Source organism: Rickettsiella endosymbiont of Miltochrista miniata (assembly GCF_964031245.1).
Classification (GTDB): domain Bacteria; phylum Pseudomonadota; class Gammaproteobacteria; order Diplorickettsiales; family Diplorickettsiaceae; genus Aquirickettsiella.
On sequence record NZ_OZ035017.1, the window covers coordinates 1,555,929 to 1,576,532 of the forward strand.

The following is a 20,604-nucleotide window of genomic DNA, read 5'->3' on the forward strand; positions in this document are numbered from 1 at the left end:
GAACTAAGTTAGAGGATAGGGATTTCAGCAGCCAGATTTAGAATTACATAAAATTTTAGACTATAAAGTTAGGGCTTAGATTATGTCTATTTTTGAACAAACATCGCAATTAACGTCATTAAGAAATTGGTTAAAAGAGTCTTGTTCTTTACCAGACGCAAACCTTGATCTGCAGCCATTAATAAATGACGCGAGCTCGCGACAATATTTTCGCTTGCGATTAGATAACTTTAGTCATATTGTTATGATCGCTCCTCCAGACAAAGAAAATATAATTAATTTTGTTGCCATTGCTAGGGATTTTGCAAGCCAAGGCATCTATACACCAGAAATACTTGCTTATAACATTGAACAAGGATTTATGTTACTAAGTGATTTAGGTAATGATTTATATTTGAATATTTTAAATTCAAATACTGCTGATGATTTATATACGCGTGCTTTATCGGTTATCTATCAAATTCAAGTTTGCAATCCAAAACTTCCAAACAATCAAGCTTTAAATTTATTTAACGAGGAGCATATACGTTTGGAATTTGACATATTTATTGATTGGTTTTTACTCAAACATTTAGAATTAAATATAACCAAAGAATTTAGCAATATACTCGAAAATACTTTTAAACTGCTAATTGGCTCAGCTCTAGAGCAGCCACAGGTCTGCGTTCATCGAGATTATCATTCCCGTAATCTATTGTTGTTAGAAAACAAAAAAGTGGGTGTATTAGACTTTCAAGACGCTGTTTATGGACCCATTACCTATGATGCCGCCTCATTATTACGAGATGCTTATATTGATTGGCCGAAAGAGCAAGTCGACAAATGGATATCAAAATTTTACGATATGCTACATCTAAACGATCAACATCCTCTAGAAAAATTTTTTCGTTGGTTTGATCTTATAAGTATCCAAAGACATTTAAAAATACTCGGAATTTTTGCACGACTTTGTTATCGTGATAATAAACCACATTATTTACCGCTAATTTTTCGAGTATTAAATTATATCAATAAAGCCTGTGAGAGCTATCCTGAGCTCTCCGAATTTAAGGAACTATTGGAAACAAAGATTCAAACTAAGTCGTATGAGAAAGAAAAAAAATGAAAGCGATGATACTTGCCGCCGGCCGAGGTCTGCGGCTGCGCCCTCTAACGGATAAAACGCCTAAACCCTTAATAATAGTCGCTAATCAGCCACTCATTGTGCACCAAGTATTAAAATTAGCAAAAATAGGCATTAAAGAAATAGTCATTAATGTTTCTTATCAAGCTAAACAAATTATAGACGCGCTAGGCGATGGCCGAGCTTACGGCGTTAGAATTGAATATTCTTTTGAACCAACCGCGCTCGAAACAGGAGGAGGAATTTGTCAAGCACTAAGCATTTTGGGATCCAATCCATTTATTGTCATAAGTGCTGATATCTGGACAGATTTTTCATTGGAATGTTTATTATCGCACGCATTAAATTCGTTTGCCCTAGCCCATCTTATCTTAGTGGACAATCCAAGTTTTCATCCCCAAGGTGATTTTAATCTTACCCAAACTGGTTTATTAAACTTAGATGACACTTCAAATAAATTTACCTTTGCTAGCCTTGGAGTTTATCACCCCGATATATTTCAAAGTAAATCAGGGGCATTTCCGCTATCATCGCTGTTATATGAGTATATAGCTGAAAAGAAAATAACTGGGGAATATTATAAAGGCTTATGGTTTAACATAGGAACACCTACCGAATTGGAACGTCTCAATGATTATCTGAACCAAAAAAAGTAAGCAGAAATATAATCACAGCAATTGAGTTTTTGGCAAGTGCCGCGCCCATGCAGTAATCATGGTATATTCTAACAACCATGAGGATGTAAGTTGAGCGGCCATTTATTCAAGTGCGAAGAGTATATGCAAAATTCTATTATCAGTTTCATTGGTGCAGGCAACATGGCAACTAGCCTAATCCAGGGCTTATTGAAAGAAAACTATCCTGCCAAAAACATATGGGCAACGAATAATAGTCTAGAGCAGCTAAATAAATTAAAAAATTTAAATATCAACCTGACTACTGACAATCGCCATGCTGTACAAGTGGCAGACATTGTCGTTTTAGCTGTAAAACCTCAAATATTAAAAAGCGTTGCTATTGAAATCGCTGAGCTTATCCAAGAGAAAAAACCTTTAATTATTTCGATTGCAGTGGGTATCGATTTAAATAGCTTAGAACGGTACCTATCTCGTCAAAAATTAGCACTGATACGTTGCATGCCCAACACACCTGCTTTAATTGGTTGTGGAACAACCGGATTATTTGCAAATCAATATTGTTCGGATGCTCAAAAAAATGCGGCCGAATCTATCTTCCGCAGTGTAGGAACTGTCGTTTGGTTACCTACGGAAGAACAAATCGATATGGTTGCTACTTTATCAGGAAGTGGTCCGGCTTATTTTTTTCTATTTATGGAAGCCCTAGAACAAGCAGGCATTGAATTAGGTCTATCAAAAGAAAATGCTAATTTACTCACCTTACAAACTGCATTAGGATCCGTTCGAATGGCTATGGAAAGTAAAAATTCGATGGCTGAGTTAAGACGACAGGTAACTTCACCGGGTGGCACGACTGAACGAGCGTTAGAATTTTTAAAAAACTCTGATTTTTCCGATATTGTAAAAAATTCTCTTAAAATAGCTAAAAATCGCGCAGAAGAATTAGCTAAGGGTCTTAAATAAATTTATTATTAATATTTGTATTATTATAAATATTGATCATTCATTTTTATGAAGCATGAAATTATCTCCTCAAGTCTGCAACCAACTTTTCCCCGAGCAGTCAGTTGATAAAATCAGCCATTTAGACAGCGGGAAAATGGGTAGTGTTTATACAGTTACACTAAATAATGGAGAAATCCTTTGTGTTAAAATTTTAACAAAAAATCACCATTCTAAGCTGCAAGATAGTAATGGTTGGAAATTGGCTTATGAAGATTTAGATTTTCATTTTAAATCTTATGAAGATAATCAATATTTTTATTTTACCATTCCTTATTTTAAGGGGGAGTTATTTCATTATGCAAGTCAATATTCCCTTAGATCAAGATTTCAAATCATTCAGAATTTAATTAAAGCTACGGCTGATATTCACCGCAAAGGGCTTATTCATAGGGACTTAAAATGTAATAATATAATTATTAATAAGACGTTAGGAAATAAAGTAAATATTATTGATTTTGGTAGAAGCGTTAATGTTTTTCTATCTACTAAAATGAATGAAGAAAAAGAAGAACTCCTTGAAAAAGCAACAGCCGATATACCTGCATTACAATTACCCGGCCAAGGAACTAGACCATCCAATATAAGAAGAGTTTTTCAACCTTACACAGCACCAGAATATTTCAAAAAGCATTATTATAATGGATCTACTATTGGATTTCGATCCGATTATTATTCGATAGCACAGCTATTCAGATTTTTAATTCCAGAATATTCTTATCTAGCGGATGAAGTGCTGCATACGGAAGGACTAGATCGTAATGCAGCCTTTGCAGATTTTTCCAGAAAAATAGATGATACGATTATGAATAATAAGTTTAATCCGAGATTTGACGAAAATAATAGTGTTTTTTCTAAGCAGTTTATTTTTTACAAAAAAATAATTTTTTTTATACGCCAAATCCTAGATAGATTATTTGCTCTTACTTTTCAGTACCCCGAACAAACATTTAAACACACTAATGAATGCAATAATCATAAAAATATTGCAGTCGGGTTTTTTAAACGAGACAAACAAAACACAATGGATATAAATTCTGCAAGTTACATATCCAGAAATCCTACCTTTTGTAGATAACTGGTCCGGCATCTCGAATGGCAGGGCTCACATCAAACTGTTTAAAATTATTAATGAATTTATTGATGAGTTCGTGTGCCTTAACATCATATTCTTTAGCATTTTTCCATGTCTTTTTTGGATTTAATAAATGACTCTCCAAACCAGATAACTGTTTAGGAATAGAAAAATTAAAACCCGGTAATGATTCTGATTCAGCTTTATCTACTTCATCATTCAAAATAGCTTTAATAATGGCGCGCGTTACCGGAATAGAAAAGCGCTGTCCTCCATCTCCATAGGCACCGCCCGTCCAGCCAGTATTAACCAGATATACTTTGGCATGACTGGTTTTTAAGCGCTTAATTAGTAATTCAGCATAGACTTTTGCCGGTCTCGGGAAAAATGGTGCGCCAAAGCATGTGCTAAATGTGGTTTTAATGGGTTCTGTTTGACCCACTTCCGTGCTACCTACTAATGCGGTATAACCACTTAAAAAATAATAAGCCGCTTGTTCATGGTTCAAACAAGCAACCGGTGGTAAAACACCATATAAATCGCAACAAAGAAAAATGACCGCATCCGGCAAACGATCAACGCGGTTTGCACGAAAACGAGATTCAATAAAATCCAACGGATAGGCTACTCGGGTATTTTGAGTCAGAGTTGCATCTTTGTAATCTGGCTTCAAAGAGTTAGGATCTAACACTACATTTTCCATCACAGCACCATGACGGATAGCATTCCAGATTAAAGGCTCGCGTTCTTTAGATAAATCAATGCACTTAGCGTAACAACCCCCTTCAAAATTAAACACACCTGTTTCGCTCCAACCATGCTCATCGTCGCCAATCAAAAAACGATCGGGATCAGCGGATAAAGTCGTTTTACCAGTACCAGACAACCCAAAAAATAAAGCGACATCACCCTCTTTTCCTACATTGGCTGAACAATGCATAGGCAAAACATCGACTGCGGGCAGCAAATAATTCATTACCGAAAACATGGCTTTTTTAATTTCACCAGCATATCTATGTCCACATAACAAAACCTTACGCTCGGTTAGATGGATAACTAAAGTTGCATCACTATTAACTCCATCGCGTTGTGGATCGGTCTTTAAACCTGGAACACTTAGAATCGTCCATTCTGGCTTAGCGATTTTTCCATAAAAATCATCAGGCCGAATAAAAAGTTGCCTAGCAAATAAATTATGCCAAGCAAATTCAGTGATGACCTTAACAGGTAGATAATAAGTTGGGTCAGCTCCAACTTGTAGATTAGAAATAAACAGATCGACTTCTTTGGCATATTGCTCAGCACGCTGCCATAAGGCATGAAAACGATCTTCTGAAAAAGCTTGATTAATGGAATCCCAATCGATGTCCTTCTCGCTATTTGGTTCTGCAACAATAAATTTATCTTTGGGAGAACGCCCAGTTCGTTTACCTGTAGAGACTGCTAGCGCGCCATTAGCTGCAATAACGCCTTCTTTTCTTTCTACAGCATAGTTGATCAGCTCTTCTGCAGATAAATCAACAAAGATTTTCGACGAATTTTTGGATTGGACGGCTGACATAGCCTACACTCCTTAACTTAACAGAAGCCGGCATGTTAACACAGATAAAATAGCAATAACATTCTGCTAAGGACTTATATATTAAGCACTGCAGACTAGGGTCCTTTCATAAAATTTCTAGTATTCAGAACAAAAAAATAAAAAACTTGAATTAAATGTATTAAATTAGCAGAATAACAATAAGTTAAAATTAAGTATGATTATGACTCTATCAAAACCACGTTTACTCACTGGCGATACGCCCACGGGAAAACTCCATCTTGGTCATTGGGTAGGTTCTCTAGCTTTACGCGTGGCTTTGCAAAAAAGCTACGACTGTTACTTCATTATTGCTAATGTCCATGCGTTTACTACGCGCGCGGAATTTCCCGAAGAAATTCGCCAAAATACCTTAGAGATTGCGTTAGATTACCTGGCTGCGGGCATCGACCCTAAGCAAAGTAATATTTTTATTCAGTCTGAAATTCCCGCCATCGCTGAACTTACCTGTTTTTTCAGTATGCTGATTTCTTTTCCTAGAGTCATGCGCAACCCGACTATTAAAGATGAAATCCGCCAAAAAAATCTGGGTGATAATTATCCCTTTGGCTTTTTATTGTATCCTGTCGGACAGGTGGCCGATATACTTAGTTTTCGCCCTGAAATTGTACCCGTAGGCGAAGATCAAATCGCTCATTTAGAGTTAGCGCGCGAATGTGCGCGTCGCTTTAACCAAATTTATTGCGGTGTTGATCCACAAACAAAAGACGAAGATTATGTCGCGAATGGCGGATTATTCCCTATCATCCAAGCAAAACTCAGTCCGGTGCGGCGATTAATCGGAACCGGCCCCCCTAATGCTGATGGGGTACTACCCAAAATGAGCAAATCCTTAAATAATGCCATTTATCTTAGTGATGACGCTGACACAATCAAGAAAAAAGTAATGGGCATGTATACCGATCCACATCGATTACGAGCGACAGATCCGGGGACTGTTGAAAATAATCCTATATGGATATTCCATGACGTATTCAATCCCGATAAAGAATGGGTTATTGAAGCGAAAGATAAATATCGTAAGGGCCAAATCAAAGACGTGGAATGCAAACATAAGCTAATCGATATATTGGTTGAAATAACTCAACCCATACGTGAACGTCGAAAAATATATGAAAAAGACCTGAGTGAAGTTTTACGGATTTTAAAGCAAGGTACGGAGCAAGCCAATAAAATTGCTGAAGATACTCTAATCAAAGCTAAAACCTTTATGAAACAAGATTATTTTAAACGTATTGTTAAACTCAACACAGAATAATGGTAAGAATTAAGTGACAGGTAAGGTAACTCCTCGCTGGCCTTGATATTTGCCTTGACGATCGCGATAGGAAACTTGGCAAACCTCATCTGATTCTAAAAATAACATCTGTGCCACACCTTCATTCGCGTATATTTTAGCAGGTAAGGGCGTGGTATTGGAAAATTCGAGTGTGACTTGGCCTTCCCATTCTGGTTCTAAAGGCGTCACATTGACAATAATTCCACAGCGTGCATAGGTGGACTTGCCGACACAAATAGTAAGGATATTTCTTGGAATTCGAAAATATTCAATCGTGTGTGCTAAGGCAAAGGAATTAGGGGGAATAATACAGACGTCATTTTTTACATCGACAAAACTGCCCTCGGAAAAACTTTTAGGGTCGACAATAGCAGAATTGATATTGGTAAACACACGAAATTCATTGGCACAACGCACATCGTATCCGTAGCTAGAAACGCCATAAGAAATGATCCGCCCACCCGCGGTTTGACGCACCTGTTTAGCTTCAAATGGCTCTATCATATTGTATTCTTTTGCCATGCGGCAAATCCACGCATCTGATTTTATAGACATAATAATTTTTTTCCTAAATACTATTGCTTCTCTATAACAATTTTTGGAAATCGAAAAGCTTTAGTTTTTGAGTTTCTTAACTGATCAGCTATTTTATTGGCTATGCCTCGATAAATATCAGCGATAGCACTCTGTGGTTCCGCAAGAAAAATAGGCTTACCTGAATCAGCTTGCTTGCGAATCCTACTATCTAACGGTAGAACGCCTAATAGGGTAATGTTACATTCTTTGGCAATTCGCTCACCCCCACCATCACCAAAGATAGATTCCCCATGACCGCATTTCTTACACACATGCGTACACATATTCTCGACTACGCCCAATAAGGGCACTTTTACCTTATTAAACATACCAATGGCTTTGCGTACATCTAGCAAAGCAATATCTTGAGGTGTCGTTACTATCACTGCCCCAGCGAGAGGAATTTTTTGAGTTAAGGTTAATTGGATATCACCCGTACCCGGTGGCAAATCCACAATCAAATAGTCCAAGTTATCCCAGTGAGTATCGTTTAATAATTGCTGTAAAGCGCCCGTAGCCATAGGGCCACGCCATATCATTGGGGTATTCACATCGATTAAATAGCCTATGGACATAGACTGTAGGCCATGAGCATATACAGGCTCTAAAGTTTTACCATCCTTGCTGGTTGGCTTCTCACTAACACCTAACATCTGCGGTTGATTGGGACCATAGATATCCGCGTCCAATATACCAACTCTAACACCTTTTTTTTCTGCGAGCGCCAATGCCAAATTAACAGCAGTCGTTGACTTCCCAACACCCCCTTTTCCAGAGGCAACAGCAATAATATGTTTAACCCTATCAGTAATTTTTAACATGGCATTTTAGAATTATAACTTGACGTCACTCCTAGCAAAAAGGCAGAATCTGGGAATCAATAATACGCAAAAGATGAGTATGCAGCAAACACATCGCAAACTATTAGTCACAAGCGCTTTGCCTTATGCCAATGGCCCTTTGCATATCGGCCATCTATTAGAACACATTCAGGCAGATATTTGGGTGCGTTTTCAAAAAATGCTTGGACGTGATTGCATTTTTATATCCGGTGAAGATGCGCATGGTACGCCTGTAATGTTAGCAGCACAACAACGTGATATCAGTCCAGAGAGATTAGTGACTCATGTTGCGGAAGACCACAAGCGTGATCTCTCCGCATTTTATATCGATTTTGATAATTTTTATACCACGCATTCCCCAGAAAATGAAGCATTAATAACGCTTATTTATCAGCGTATGAAAGATAAAGGAGATATCTATAGTAAGCTTATCCAACAAGCTTACGATCCAAAAACGCAAATGTTTTTACCGGATCGTTACGTCAAAGGAACATGCCCATGTTGTAAAAGCCCTGATCAATATGGTGATAACTGTGAAGTCTGTGGATCTACCTACTCCCCGCTGGATCTCATTGATCCTAAATCTACACTTTCGGGTGCAACACCGATTGCAAAAGAATCTGAACATTACTTTTTTAAACTTTCGAATTATTCAGATTTTCTACGCGAATGGATCACTACGAACAATCATCTTGCTGAAGAAATTAGTAATAAACTCTTAGAGTGGTTTAAGGAAGGTTTGCACGATCTCGATATCTCGAGAGACTCACCTTACTTTGGGTTTAAAATTCCAGGAACGGATAACAAATTTTTTTATGTATGGATCGATGCGCCTATTGGCTATATGGCAATCTTCAAAAATCTGTGTGAACATCGTGACAATCTTAACTTTGATGATTATTGGTCAGACCTAGCAAAAACTGAACTTTATCATTTCGTTGGCAAGGATATCATTAATTTCCACGCTATTTTCTGGCCTGCCATACTAAAAAGTGCAGACTTTCGCAGACCCACCGCTATTTTTGTACATGGTTATGTAACCGTTAATGGTAAAAAAATGTCAAAATCGCGCGGTACATTTATCACCGCACGTCATTATCTAAATTACTTGGATCCTGAATATTTACGCTATTACTACGCCACAAAACTCACTCAGAAAGCGGAAGATATTGACTTTAATTTTGGAGATTTTGCCCAGAAAATTAATTCGGATTTGATAGGTAAACTGGTCAATATTGCAAGTCGCTGTGCAAGTTTTATAAATAAAAAATTTGCTAATAAATTGTCCGCAACTTCATTAATCCCCGAACTCATTCAAGAATTTATCCAAAAAGGTGATGAGATTGCCGATTTCTATGAAAACCGCGACTACAATCGAGCAATGAAAAGTATTATGGAATTAGCCGATCAAGCAAATCAAATGATCGATGCGGAGAAACCTTGGCTCTTGATAAAAAATTCTGACTGCATTCAGCGAGCTCAGGATGTATGTAGTTTAGGTTTAAATCTGTTTAGAATTTTAATGATCTATTTAAAGCCGGTATTGCCCATCACTGCTGAAAAAGTGGAACACTTTCTAAATATTCCTGTAATGACTTGGGATCAACGACAAAAAATCTTACTTGATCATACGATTAACACTTTTACGCCTTTATTGCAGCGCATTCCTGAAGAAACTATCCAGAATATCCAAAAAACAGATTCTATAGCGCAGGTTAATGATTAATATATATTAGACCAGAAGGCGCTATAGATGCGGCATAATATAATCTAAAAAATGAAATCAAAAAAATTATCTCTCCAAACTAGAGATTTAAAAATGCCGGTTAACGAAATTGATGCTTTACTACCGCAAACTCAATGTGGACAGTGTAGTTATTCGGGTTGTTTGCCTTACGCTCGGGCCATTTCAGAAGAAAAGGCTGAGATAAATCGTTGTCCGCCGGGCGGTGTAAAAACGCTACAGGCTTTAGCCAAATTGCTAGAAAAGAATCCTGAACCATTTATAGAAGAAATGCAGAAGCAGGAAAAGCCTGCTTTGACAGCGTATATACGCGAGTCCGAATGCATAGGCTGCACGAAGTGCATCCAAGCTTGTCCGGTTGATGCTATTATAGGTGCTGCCAAGCAATTACACGTGGTACTAACACAAGAGTGTACCGGTTGTGGGTTGTGTCTTGCACCTTGCCCAGTTGATTGTATTGATATGTTGTCTTTAAGTCCGCCTAACTATAAACCGCAACAGGCACGGCAGCGTTATTATGCAAAAAAGCAGCGACTTGAATTAAAACAAGATCAGAATAATCTAACTAAAAATATTTCACTCCCAAACGCACAAACCGCTTATATACAAGCTGCAATTAAACGGGCAAAAGAAAAAAAACGACGCTTACAAATCAAAAACTAAAAACTAATCATACAATTAAATATCTAATTCTTGATAGATTTTATATCTTTCTGAATAAGTGAAAATTTTGCCAGTTTTAATATCAAAAAACCATCGATGGATAGTTAATGCTTGAGCTTCTGTTTTTTCTTTTATCCAAGGAAATGTCATACAATTTTCATAAGAACGATTTAAAGCTAATTTTGCATATTCATCTGGATTTTTTACCTGACTGCCAGGTATTTTTATTGAAGAAACCCATTTAGTAATAAAATCGTTTTGTGATAAATTTTGACTATTTAATAAAGCATCTATCCCTCCGCACTGACTATGTCCCAGTAAAATAAGATGCTTAATGCCCAACAGACAAATTCCGAATTCTAAGGCGGCACTCGTCCCATGCAATGCTTCATCCTTTTGGTAAGGCGGCACTATATTCGCGACATTACGTACTACAAATAAATCGCCTGGATTACACTGCAGTATTAATGCTGGATCGACACGTGAGTCACAACATGAAACGACCATTATTTGAGGTTTTTGACCGGAGTCGGCTAAATATCGCATGACAGCATTATCACCCACAGCATATTTTTTTCTAAATACACTGTAACCATGTAATATTTTACTAAAAATATGGCTCATGTTTTTCTCCACATCAATATTTACTTAAGTAAATATTTAATTTAAGACAGATTTATTATTATAAAAATATTACTACAAAATTCTTATTTTACGAGCCATATTGTTAACGATTAGGTTATATTCTCTTAGACTCTAAATCTTAAAAACCAATGTAAAGGGGGATTGGTGATCCTCTAGTATAATCTAGCAACGCAAACGACGCGTTTTTTTTAAAGAAATGGCGTCCCCAAGGGGAGTCGAACCCCTGTTACCGCCGTGAAAGGGCGGTGTCCTAGGCCTCTAGACGATGGGGACCTGGCGGTTTAAGGTCCGCTATTTTGGCCGCGCTGAGCCAGAATGTCAATGTCTAAAATTTACTCTTCGCGCTTGAATTTTTTCTCTGTGTTGCCACTCAACTCGTAATCCTCATGTATCTTGAAGAAACGAAGGTTGCTTCGTTTTCGCGGGCGCCTTGGCAAAGGCCCAATTGCTGTGAGTGTAACTTCATAAAATCAAATTATACAAAATCTATTTTAACCCTGTATATTTAAACTTAAGCCTACTTACTCAGGATAGCCATGTCGAACCAAACCATAAATCTAAGCGATACGCTTTATCAATATATGTTATCCGTTTCCTTGCGTGAACCGGCTATTTTAAAGTCATTAAGAGAAACAACTCAACAATTATCATCTCATGGTATGCAAATTTCACCTGAACAAGGGCAATTAATGGCGTTCCTAATTGAGTTAATTGGAGCAAAAAAAACATTGGAGATAGGGGTTTATACAGGCTATAGCTCTTTAGTGGTCGCTTTAGCTCTGCCAGAAACGGGAAAAATTATTGCCTGTGATATCAATACTGAAACAAGCGCTATAGCGCAAGATTTTTGGCAAAAAGCCGGCATAGCGCATAAAATTGATCTGCAATTAGCACCAGCATTAGAAACCCTCGATAGTTTAATTAAACAAAAGCACTCGAATAGTTTCGACTTTATTTTTATTGATGCAGATAAACAGAATTACTTAAATTATTATGAGCGTTCATTAACCTTACTCCGACCGGGCGGCCTAATGCTGGTTGATAATGTACTTTGGAGCGGCCGAGTCGCTGACACTCACGCTCACGACAAACAAACTTTAGCTATTCGCGCGTTTAATCAAGCTATTTATCAAGATAAGAGCATCAGTATGTGTTTAATCCCAATAGGTGATGGTCTGACTATAGTAAGGAAACATTAATTACTTTTCTTTAATAAAATTTAGAGTGTGGCGATATCTCCCTTTTGTTCTAACCATGTTTTTCGATCGCCTGATCGTTTTTTCGCTAACAACATATCCATTAAAGAAAGCGTTTTTTGTTCATCATCTATGGTAAGTTGAACAAGCCTTCGTGTATCGGGCGCCATGGTTGTTTCGCGCAATTGCATAGGATTCATTTCGCCTAGGCCTTTAAATCGCTGTATGCTTATTTTTCCTTTTTTATTTTCTGCGCTTAATCTGTCTAAAATACCTTGCTTTTCATCATCATCCAAGGCATAAAAAACTTCTTTGCCAATATCAATACGATAAAGTGGAGGCATAGCAATATAAATATGTCCTGCTTCAACTAAGGGTGTAAAATGTTTTAAAAATAAACCGCATAGTAGCGTAGCAATATGCAGACCATCAGAATCCGCATCGGCTAAAACACAGATTTTACCATAACGTAAACCCGATAAATCACCAGACCCGGGATCAACACCTATAGCCACGGCGATATCGTGAATTTCTTGTGAACCTAATACTTGATTACTCGCCACCTCCCAAGAATTTAATATTTTACCTCGTAATGGCATAATTGCCTGAAACTCTCTATCTCGCGCTTGCTTTGCCGATCCGCCTGCGGAATCACCTTCTACTAAAAATAATTCGGTACGACTTAAATCTGTTTGTGTACAATCAGCTAATTTTCCTGGCAATACTGCGCCACTTAAAATTTTCTTACGCGCGATTTGCTTACTTACACGTAAACGTTTTTGTGCGTTGGCTATCATTAACTCCGCTAGGCTTTCTGCTTCGGAAATATGCTGATTTAACCATAAGCTAAAAGCATCCTTGATTACGCCTGAAACGAATGCTGCAGATTGACGCGAAGTAAGTCTTTCTTTAGTTTGACCAGAAAATTGGGGCTCTAACAATTTTACTGACAATACATAGTGACATCCTTCCCATACATCTTCCGGAGCTAATTTTAAACCTCGGGGCAATAAGTCACGTAACTCACAAAAATCTCGCATTGCTTCGAGTAAGCCGGTACGTAAACCATTGACATGAGTTCCACCCTGGATGGTTGGAATTAAATTAACGTAACTTTCCATCAATCCTTCGCCACCTTCTAGTAACCAGCATAATGCCCAATCAACTTCCTCTGTTTCTCCAGCAAAATGGCCGTAAAAAGGCTCGGTAGGTAAACAGGTATATTGACTTAGACTATCTTTTAGATAGCTAACAACACCATCTTCATAAAACCATTTCTCTTTTTTATTGTTTTGCTTATCAGTAAAACTAACGTGTAGCCCTGGGCAAAGGACAGCCTTAGCGCGCAAACTATGTTTTAAACGATTGACCGAAAATTTTTCCGTATCAAAATAATGTTTATCAGGCCAAAAGCGTAAAGAAGTCCCTGTTATTGCTTGATCAGCTTTGCCTAGTTTTTTTAAGTTGGATTTTTTATTACCGTGTTCAAATTGTATTTGATAAATAAATCCATCACGCTTAATAGTCACTTCTAAGTGACGCGATAAAGCATTCACCACGGACACACCGACTCCATGCAAGCCACCCGAATAGCGATAATTTTTATGATTAAATTTACCACCCGCATGAAGTCTGGTCAGAATAAGTTCTACACCCGTCACTTTTTCTTCAGGATGGATATCTACTGGCATACCACGACCATCGTCACTGACTTCTAAAGAATTATCGGCATATAGCACCACATCAATATGTTTTGCGTAGCCGGCCATAGCCTCATCAACACTGTTATCAATAACTTCTTGTGCCAAATGATTAGGCCGAGAGGTGTCGGTATACATACCGGGTCGTCGTTTTACGGGGTCAAGGCCGCTTAGGACTTCGATCGCTTCAGCGGTGTATTTTTTTGAAGAAGAAGATTTAGATTTCATAAAATAGTAGTTACCCGCTTTTTTTCAAAAATGCGTCTCGCACAATGAGCTCGTTATGTTGCAGCCATTGTAAAGCAATAATAGTCGAACCATTATTAATTTTTCCTTGATTGAGTAAATTATAGGCAGCTGTTAGGCTTAAAACATGCAAACGAATATCTTCACCTTCCTCAACCACACCATGAATTCCTTGTGCTAATTCGGCATCAACTTGTCCACAAAAAAGATACATACGTTCTGAACTTGCTCCTGGGCTCACCCAATATTGGCAAATGGGAAATAAATTCGTTATTTCTAGGCCGGTTTCTTCTTGCGTCTCTCGTCGTGCAACTTGCTCTAAACTTTCACCCTTATCAATGACACCAGCCACTATTTCAATTAACCAAGGATTTTTGGCTTTTTTAGCAATTCCTACCCGAAACTGTTCGATTAAAACCAGCTGATCCTTATTCGAATCAAACAGTAGCACGCCCACCGCTTCACCCCGTTCAAACACTTCTCTGAGCCGTGGCGAATTCCAGCCGCCATTAAATAGACGAAATTGGACCTTCCATTGCTCTAGCTGAAAATGCCCCTGATAGACGATTTGCTGCTGCAAAATTTTGACATCTGAACGGTCGAATTGGGAATTCATAGGGCTATATCTCGATTATGAAATCTGTCATAATAAGCGGCTTTTACTTAGAAAAGTCTAGGTTTTTGCTCTTTTAGTATAAAAACAATAATGACACTACTCGACTTTTTTATCTATAAATCTGCCAGACGACTAACTATTTATTCTAGATTAGTATTAGTTGTTAATTTGTGTTTTGCACCCCTTACACCTACTTTTGCTGCAGATTTAATCGATATTTATAAAGCCGCCTTAAATAGCGATCCTGCCTATCAGGCTGCTGTATCCACTCGGTTATCTCAACGGGAAGCGATACCTCAGAGTGTAGCTGCCCTTTTACCTAATATCTCAGCCCAAGCTAACGTCTCTAATAATTACCAAAACATTACACAGCCTCCGACCGCTGGGCAACCGAATGGAATCAGCAACCTGCAATCTCAAGGGTATAATATTTCAGTTAGACAACCATTAATTAATATCAATGCTTGGCTAGCGGTAAAGCAAGCCAATAATGCAGGCAAGCAAGCTGATCTAAGCTTGGCAGCCGCAGCACAAGATCTGATTTTTCGTGTCGCAACAGCCTATTTTAATGTTTTATCCGCACAAGACACTCTAAGACTCGCTCAAGCAGAAAAAGCTGCCGATAGTAAACAATTGAATCAAGCTCAGAAACGGGTCCAAGTCGGTTTAGACGCATTGACTAGTGTTTATGAAGCTAAGGCGGCATACGACAAGTCACTTGCTACGGAAATAAGTGCTGAGAATACTTTACGCAATAATCAAGAGGCATTGCGTCAATTAACAGGGCAAACTTATTCCTCCATAAAAGCTTTTACAAAGAAAATACCATTACAAAGCCCGCAACCAGAAAATATCGAAGCTTGGATTAACGCGGCTACTCGCAATAATCTTAAACTGATGGCCGCTCGCTATGGTGTAGAAGTCACTCGAGAGAAAATAAAGATGCAAGCTTCTGGACATTTACCCAGTTTAAGCTTAATTGGTAATTACGGAAAGACGGCTACATTTAATAATGTTCCTAGCTCACTAAATAAAAATGGCGGAACACTGGGCTTGCAATTAGATATTCCCCTCTTTGCAGGAGGTTCAGTGTCTTCTAAAACTCGTCAAGCTCAATATGACTTTCAAACCGCCAGTGCTAATTTAGATAATACCTATCGTCTGCTTATCATTAATACACGACAAAAGTATAATGATGTACTTGCCGATATCAGCAAAATCAAGGCTGAACAGCAAGCAATCAAATCAGCACAACTTTCATTGGATAGTACCGAAGAAAGTTATAAAGCAGGAACACGGACTGTTGTCGATGTCCTTATTGCACAGCAAAATCTTTATGATGCAAAACGTGCTACGGCTAGCGATCAATATAATTATCTGTTAGATACATTATTACTGAAGCAAGCCGCAGGTAGCTTAAAGCCTGATGATTTGGTGCAAATCAATCAGTTGCTTTAGCCAGTACTTCTCACTAAACGAAATGCATCTCTAACACTTCTTGCCGTTGTTGTTTCTTTAGATTCAGGTTTAAAAAATGTCCTCTGTTTATTCAAAATACTGTTAAAAAACACTGTTTGCGCTTCTGAAGCATAAGCATTACTGTATCCATTACTATTTCCATTAATTAACGGCCTAGATTCTTCTGGTTTTTTTGCCATTCCTACTTCATATTGAGATAAAACCTCATCGATTGTTTTTCCATTATTTAGTTTCTCAGCAACATAGTTTAAACCTTCTTCCGAAGATAACTCTGCTAAACACTTTTGTTTTTCAACTGCTGTTTTTTTATCGATTTTTGCAGAATTTAAGCGATTTCTAGCCGTGTTTAACATCCATTGAGGACGTTCTTTTTCTCGCCAGTTAGGAGATAATTCTGGCGTAGTCAATGGGGTTTTTTCTCCATGATCATGGCTATGTATATCGAAACTTTTCTTAATCGATTCAATAAAAGTTAAATCACTTTCGGATTTTTTAAAAGTCCAATGCCAAATAGCGCTCGGCAATAGTAAAGGGAAAAAAACTATATTCAACAAAGGCAGTTCAAAAGTTCGAGCTATCGCATCAAAAAAACTAACTTCATCATCGCCGCATTTCTTAACGCCCCAATATAAAATTCCAACGATTATAAGTATAGGTGAAAGCATAACTTGCAAAGGGAGTTGTAATAGATTTCCATGATCGTGACCATCGTCTTCTTCATGATCATGTTGCCCATCATCATGGCTATGACCGTCCTCTTTGGTGATAAAACTAAGATCCTGTAGTCCTTCTGATGTTGCGCAGAGTCCCGCTACCAAAGGAGGTGGCACATTTAAAAAACGATCCGTAGTCAATCCAATACTAATTAAATGGCCTATAAAAACCACTGATTGCAAGGGTGAAATGATAAGCTTAGCGAGAATACGAAAAGGATTAAAAAATTGTCCCCAACTTTCTTTCTCCTTTAATTTATCTAATTTATTTTCAATGTTGAAACAAAAACTTTTAATTGCCCTAATAGGATGTTTTATTCCCTCAAATATTGCAATGAATATGTTTTTACAATTATCAGTAGTTTGTAAAGTGGTACTCAATCCATAAATTAAATCTGTAGCAAAATTTATAGGTATTAAAATAGTACTCGCACAGTAAGCAACAAAAACTGGCAATTTAGGAGCTAATAATTTTATACCCTTTTGCATGACTATCCAACAAGTGCCGCCAGAAGCAGCCGTTGCGAACACTGTTAAACTAATAACGCCAGCTACCGCTATCGATAAGGCCAATAAACGCAATATATAAGCACTTATAGATTCTTGGGCGTTCCGTTTAAATAGCTCAAGGGTTTTACTACAAGCCTTGCTAATAGCATCATTTTTTACAATATCGGTAATCGCATAGTATAGTAAAAACGTTGCCCCTATAGCTGCAAATATGGCAACTGGCCATACTATGGCACTAATAGCTGTGACTGAGAGTGACAATGCCAAACCAACGGTTATGGCTTCTTGTACAGCAAAAGCTGTGACAAACCCAGACACAACACCTGTTGAAATACTAACTATCCAGAAAAAACGTAGGAACCATACACTGCGTTTCGCTGATTGAAGTAAATGCCTGCCTGCTTCTTTTAAATTTTCATCAAGATAATCATTACCTCTAAAATTTGACTTACTTACTTTCTGATAAAAATAATTTTTTAGTTCGTCTAATCTCTCTTTAGCTTCTTGTAATTTGACTTCTTGTACATGAGGATCTTTCTTCAATGATTTATAATATTCTTTTTGCTGCCAATAATCCTTTAAAAATGGGCATTGTCGATCCAACCAATTAAAATCAGCCTTCATTTTATGGATTATGAGCTGATTTAACTCCAAAATAAGCAAATGTTGTTGTGCTTTAGAGCCAAGTAGTTTTAATCTTGCCAATCCTTTAAAGATACCGGTTCCAAAAACTTTTCCTTCGATCACTCCGGAAAGAAAAAAAGCTAATATAGCCGGAATAATATATGGATAAATAATCCATAATCCTGAAAAGCTTAAAAAGCCTACCGATAAAACCGTACCCATTGTCAACAATGTAGCAACTACATAACGTAAGGCTTTAGTTTTTTTTATACGCATATCAACCTCTCATTCACAACGATATACATCCAATTTCTCGGATATTTTAGTAAAATTAGTAAATTGGGATTATTTCTAAATAAATTCCAAGGATATCTTAGTCTCATTAGCTTAAGGATCTATTAAATGATATTAAGAATCATTCCTATTTGAAAGCGAGATAATAACCAAGAAAAACTGAATCTTCAAGAGAATTTTTTGATGGGGCTAATAATGACAAATATTTTTCGTGCATTGCCTGAGTAGATTTATGTAAGCTTTGCAGATGAGATTCATTGTGAATAATATCGTCTGCTTGCTTAATGCTTGCCACTGGAGAGATTTGCGCAGCTAAAATCGCATCGATCTGATTTTTTTCCAAACGATCGCGTTCTTCTGCACGTTGAATTTGCAACTCCCTAGGAGCCGTGACCAGCAAAATCCGATCTAACTGAATATAATTATCTGAAGAAGGTTTTTTTTTAAATAATTGGGAAGTTCTACCCTCTAATAATAAAGGGATGACAACAAGGCAATATAAACCCGTAGCTTTCTGAATAGCACGCTTTATTTCTTGATAAATCAAAGGGTGCAATAAGTTTTCTAGCCATTCGCGATCTTTGGGATGAGCAAAAATAATGGCTCGTAATCTATCTCGATCGATAGTTTCATTTTTCTTTAATAGGCTAACACCAAAACGGGCAACTAACTGCTTGCGGATTTCTGGGGAATTATCAACAAGCTCACGACCAATTTGGTCAGCATCGATAATACTTACTCCCAATTCAGCAAAATAACGGGCAACAGTAGACTTACCACTTGCAATACCGCCTGTTAACGCTACGGTAAACACGCTAGCAAATTAATGCGTAATAATAGAATTCGAAGAGTTTTCTTTTTTCCCACTACCATCTTTATCATCCTGTTCTTGCATTTGCTGAGCATACAATGCCTCAAAATTAACTGGTGCTAAGTAGAGGGGTGGAAACCCAGCTCGGCCAACTAAATCTGAAACAGCCTCTCTGGCATAGGGAAATAAAATAGTAGGGCAGGTTATACTCATCACCTGATGGTTTTGTTCTTCGGTGAATCCTTTTAACGTAAAAAGACCTGCTTGTTTTACCTCAACCAAAAATAAGGTTTTATCTTTCGACTTCGCTGTCACCGTGATCTGTAAAACCACCTCATGATTGTCAGCGCCTATGTCGCTGGTATTCATAGTAAACTGCAAGTTTAACTCCGGTTGCCATTCTTCTTGAAAAGCTTGAGGAGAATGAGGAGTCTCTAGTGATAAATCTTTAACATAAACTCGTTGAATAATAAATTCGGGTTGTTGGGTAGGTTTGCTTGATTGATTCATAAATTACTCGCCTTTTAGTAAAGTATCTAATTCACCAGAGGTAGCTAATTTTGATAAATCATCAAATCCTCCGATAGGTTTATTATTAATAAATATTTGCGGCACTGAACGTCGGTTACTTAATTTTATCATTTCTGCTAATTTATTAGCATCTTTATCAACTTGAATTTCTTCGTACTTAACTCCTTTTTTGTTCAGTAACTCTTTGGCATCGGCACAATAAGGACAACCCTGTGTGGTATAAATCACTACTTTTTGCATAAAAAATACCCCTTTATAATAATCGAAGAATTAGCTTTTGATGATAGGCAGCGCCGCATTCTGCCAGCTCACAATTCCACCTTTAAGATGGTAACATCTTGTAAATCCAGCATTTTTTAATAGTCTACCAATTTTATGGTGTGATTGTCCTTGGCTATAGTTAATGATAATAGGCCTTTCCCGATATGAGTCAAGCTCGCTTAACCTGGCTTTAAGCTCAGAAAGCGGTATATTAATAGATTCAGCAATATGTCCTTTTTTAAAACTAAGGGCATCACGAACATCTAAAAAAACCGCATCTTCTCGGTTAACTTTAAAAATAGCTTCCTGGACACTAAGAGGCAGTGTGCCCGTTAGCTTAGCATGCAATTCAAAGGTCAGTAATAAAATTAATATAACAAAAAAAGCTAGCCACAGCTCCCAATGTCGTAAACTAAATTCGATAAACTGATGCATT

The 20,604-nt window shown here is 37.5% G+C and carries 20 protein-coding genes and 1 tRNA gene; 9 read left to right on the top strand and 12 right to left on the bottom strand.

Going from position 1 to position 20,604, the window contains the following annotated elements:
- Nucleotides 1-82: 82 nt before the first annotated feature.
- The 4 genes from AAHH40_RS07160 (at nucleotide 83) to AAHH40_RS07175 (ending at nucleotide 3,841) form a co-directional block, all read left to right on the top strand.
- Nucleotides 83-1,105 (top strand): aminoglycoside phosphotransferase family protein, encoded by a 1,023-nt coding sequence (locus AAHH40_RS07160; protein ID WP_342219984.1) that lies wholly within the window; start codon nucleotides 83-85, stop codon nucleotides 1,103-1,105.
- A complete protein-coding gene (gene murU / locus AAHH40_RS07165) occupies nucleotides 1,102-1,779 on the top strand; it encodes an N-acetylmuramate alpha-1-phosphate uridylyltransferase MurU (protein WP_342219985.1) in 678 nt (225 codons plus the stop codon). The genes AAHH40_RS07160 and murU overlap by 4 nt, the downstream gene beginning before the upstream one ends.
- Before the next feature lie 123 nt (nucleotides 1,780-1,902).
- Entirely contained in the window at nucleotides 1,903-2,724 is an 822-nt protein-coding gene (gene proC, locus AAHH40_RS07170) for a pyrroline-5-carboxylate reductase (RefSeq protein WP_342219986.1), read from the top strand.
- A 55-nt stretch (nucleotides 2,725-2,779) separates the two neighbouring features.
- A complete protein-coding gene (locus AAHH40_RS07175) occupies nucleotides 2,780-3,841 on the top strand; it encodes a protein kinase domain-containing protein (RefSeq protein ID WP_342219987.1) in 1,062 nt (353 codons plus the stop codon).
- On the opposite strand, the gene AAHH40_RS07180 is transcribed toward AAHH40_RS07175, so the two are convergent.
- Nucleotides 3,825-5,399: a phosphoenolpyruvate carboxykinase gene (locus tag AAHH40_RS07180; protein ID WP_342219988.1), complete on the bottom strand. Its 1,575-nt coding sequence runs from the start codon at nucleotides 5,397-5,399 to the stop codon at nucleotides 3,825-3,827. The genes AAHH40_RS07175 and AAHH40_RS07180 overlap by 17 nt on opposite strands.
- 202 nt (nucleotides 5,400-5,601) lie before the next feature.
- On the opposite strand from AAHH40_RS07180, the gene trpS reads away from it, so the two are divergent.
- Entirely contained in the window at nucleotides 5,602-6,696 is a 1,095-nt protein-coding gene (trpS, locus tag AAHH40_RS07185) for a tryptophan--tRNA ligase (protein WP_342219989.1), read from the top strand.
- A gap of 9 nt (nucleotides 6,697-6,705) precedes the next feature.
- Here the strand turns inward: trpS and dcd are convergent, their stop codons facing one another.
- Complete coding sequence (gene dcd / locus AAHH40_RS07190) at nucleotides 6,706-7,272, bottom strand: dCTP deaminase (RefSeq protein WP_342219990.1); 567 nt, start codon at nucleotides 7,270-7,272, stop codon at nucleotides 6,706-6,708.
- Nucleotides 7,273-7,292: 20 nt separating this feature from the next.
- Entirely contained in the window at nucleotides 7,293-8,114 is an 822-nt protein-coding gene (apbC, locus tag AAHH40_RS07195) for an iron-sulfur cluster carrier protein ApbC (protein ID WP_342219991.1), read from the bottom strand.
- A gap of 79 nt (nucleotides 8,115-8,193) precedes the next feature.
- Here apbC and metG point away from each other — a divergent pair, with 79 nt between their 5' ends.
- Both metG and AAHH40_RS07205 read left to right on the top strand, forming a co-directional pair.
- Entirely contained in the window at nucleotides 8,194-9,861 is a 1,668-nt protein-coding gene (gene metG, locus AAHH40_RS07200; protein WP_342219992.1) for a methionine--tRNA ligase, read from the top strand.
- A 93-nt stretch (nucleotides 9,862-9,954) separates the two neighbouring features.
- Nucleotides 9,955-10,542 carry an RnfABCDGE type electron transport complex subunit B gene (locus tag AAHH40_RS07205; protein ID WP_342219993.1) on the top strand — a complete coding sequence of 196 codons (588 nt, stop codon included), beginning with the start codon at nucleotides 9,955-9,957 and terminating at the stop codon, nucleotides 10,540-10,542.
- Between the two features lie 15 nt (nucleotides 10,543-10,557).
- On the opposite strand, the gene AAHH40_RS07210 is transcribed toward AAHH40_RS07205, so the two are convergent.
- Together AAHH40_RS07210 and AAHH40_RS07215 are read right to left on the bottom strand one after the other, a co-directional pair.
- A complete protein-coding gene (locus AAHH40_RS07210; protein ID WP_342219995.1) occupies nucleotides 10,558-11,166 on the bottom strand; it encodes a carbonic anhydrase in 609 nt (202 codons plus the stop codon).
- A 218-nt stretch (nucleotides 11,167-11,384) separates the two neighbouring features.
- Nucleotides 11,385-11,460, bottom strand: a tRNA-Glu gene (locus AAHH40_RS07215).
- A 263-nt stretch (nucleotides 11,461-11,723) separates the two neighbouring features.
- Between AAHH40_RS07215 and AAHH40_RS07220 the strand changes: the two genes are divergently transcribed.
- Nucleotides 11,724-12,386 carry a class I SAM-dependent methyltransferase gene (locus AAHH40_RS07220; protein ID WP_342219996.1) on the top strand — a complete coding sequence of 221 codons (663 nt, stop codon included), beginning with the start codon at nucleotides 11,724-11,726 and terminating at the stop codon, nucleotides 12,384-12,386.
- A gap of 20 nt (nucleotides 12,387-12,406) precedes the next feature.
- On the opposite strand, the gene parE is transcribed toward AAHH40_RS07220, so the two are convergent.
- Together parE and AAHH40_RS07230 are read right to left on the bottom strand one after the other, a co-directional pair.
- Nucleotides 12,407-14,311, bottom strand: a complete 1,905-nt coding sequence (gene parE, locus AAHH40_RS07225) for a DNA topoisomerase IV subunit B (protein ID WP_342219997.1) — start codon at nucleotides 14,309-14,311, stop codon at nucleotides 12,407-12,409.
- A gap of 10 nt (nucleotides 14,312-14,321) precedes the next feature.
- Nucleotides 14,322-14,945, bottom strand: coding sequence for an NUDIX domain-containing protein (locus tag AAHH40_RS07230; protein WP_342219998.1), 624 nt, complete (start codon nucleotides 14,943-14,945; stop codon nucleotides 14,322-14,324).
- Between the two features lie 90 nt (nucleotides 14,946-15,035).
- Here AAHH40_RS07230 and AAHH40_RS07235 point away from each other — a divergent pair, with 90 nt between their 5' ends.
- Nucleotides 15,036-16,403: a TolC family outer membrane protein gene (locus AAHH40_RS07235; RefSeq protein WP_342219999.1), complete on the top strand. Its 1,368-nt coding sequence runs from the start codon at nucleotides 15,036-15,038 to the stop codon at nucleotides 16,401-16,403.
- Here AAHH40_RS07235 and AAHH40_RS07240 read toward each other — a convergent pair.
- The 5 genes from AAHH40_RS07240 to AAHH40_RS07260 form a co-directional block, all read right to left on the bottom strand.
- Nucleotides 16,400-18,547 carry a hypothetical protein gene (locus AAHH40_RS07240; protein ID WP_342220000.1) on the bottom strand — a complete coding sequence of 716 codons (2,148 nt, stop codon included), beginning with the start codon at nucleotides 18,545-18,547 and terminating at the stop codon, nucleotides 16,400-16,402. The two genes, AAHH40_RS07235 and AAHH40_RS07240, sit on opposite strands and share 4 nt — an antisense overlap.
- 145 nt (nucleotides 18,548-18,692) lie before the next feature.
- Nucleotides 18,693-19,379 (bottom strand): dephospho-CoA kinase, encoded by a 687-nt coding sequence (gene coaE, locus AAHH40_RS07245; RefSeq protein ID WP_342220001.1) that lies wholly within the window; start codon nucleotides 19,377-19,379, stop codon nucleotides 18,693-18,695.
- A 9-nt stretch (nucleotides 19,380-19,388) separates the two neighbouring features.
- Nucleotides 19,389-19,886 carry a protein-export chaperone SecB gene (secB, locus tag AAHH40_RS07250; RefSeq protein WP_342220002.1) on the bottom strand — a complete coding sequence of 166 codons (498 nt, stop codon included), beginning with the start codon at nucleotides 19,884-19,886 and terminating at the stop codon, nucleotides 19,389-19,391.
- A 3-nt stretch (nucleotides 19,887-19,889) separates the two neighbouring features.
- Nucleotides 19,890-20,147: a glutaredoxin 3 gene (gene grxC / locus AAHH40_RS07255; protein WP_342220003.1), complete on the bottom strand. Its 258-nt coding sequence runs from the start codon at nucleotides 20,145-20,147 to the stop codon at nucleotides 19,890-19,892.
- Between the two features lie 30 nt (nucleotides 20,148-20,177).
- Complete coding sequence (locus AAHH40_RS07260) at nucleotides 20,178-20,603, bottom strand: rhodanese-like domain-containing protein (protein ID WP_342220004.1); 426 nt, start codon at nucleotides 20,601-20,603, stop codon at nucleotides 20,178-20,180.
- Between the last annotated feature and the right edge of the window lies 1 nt (nucleotide 20,604).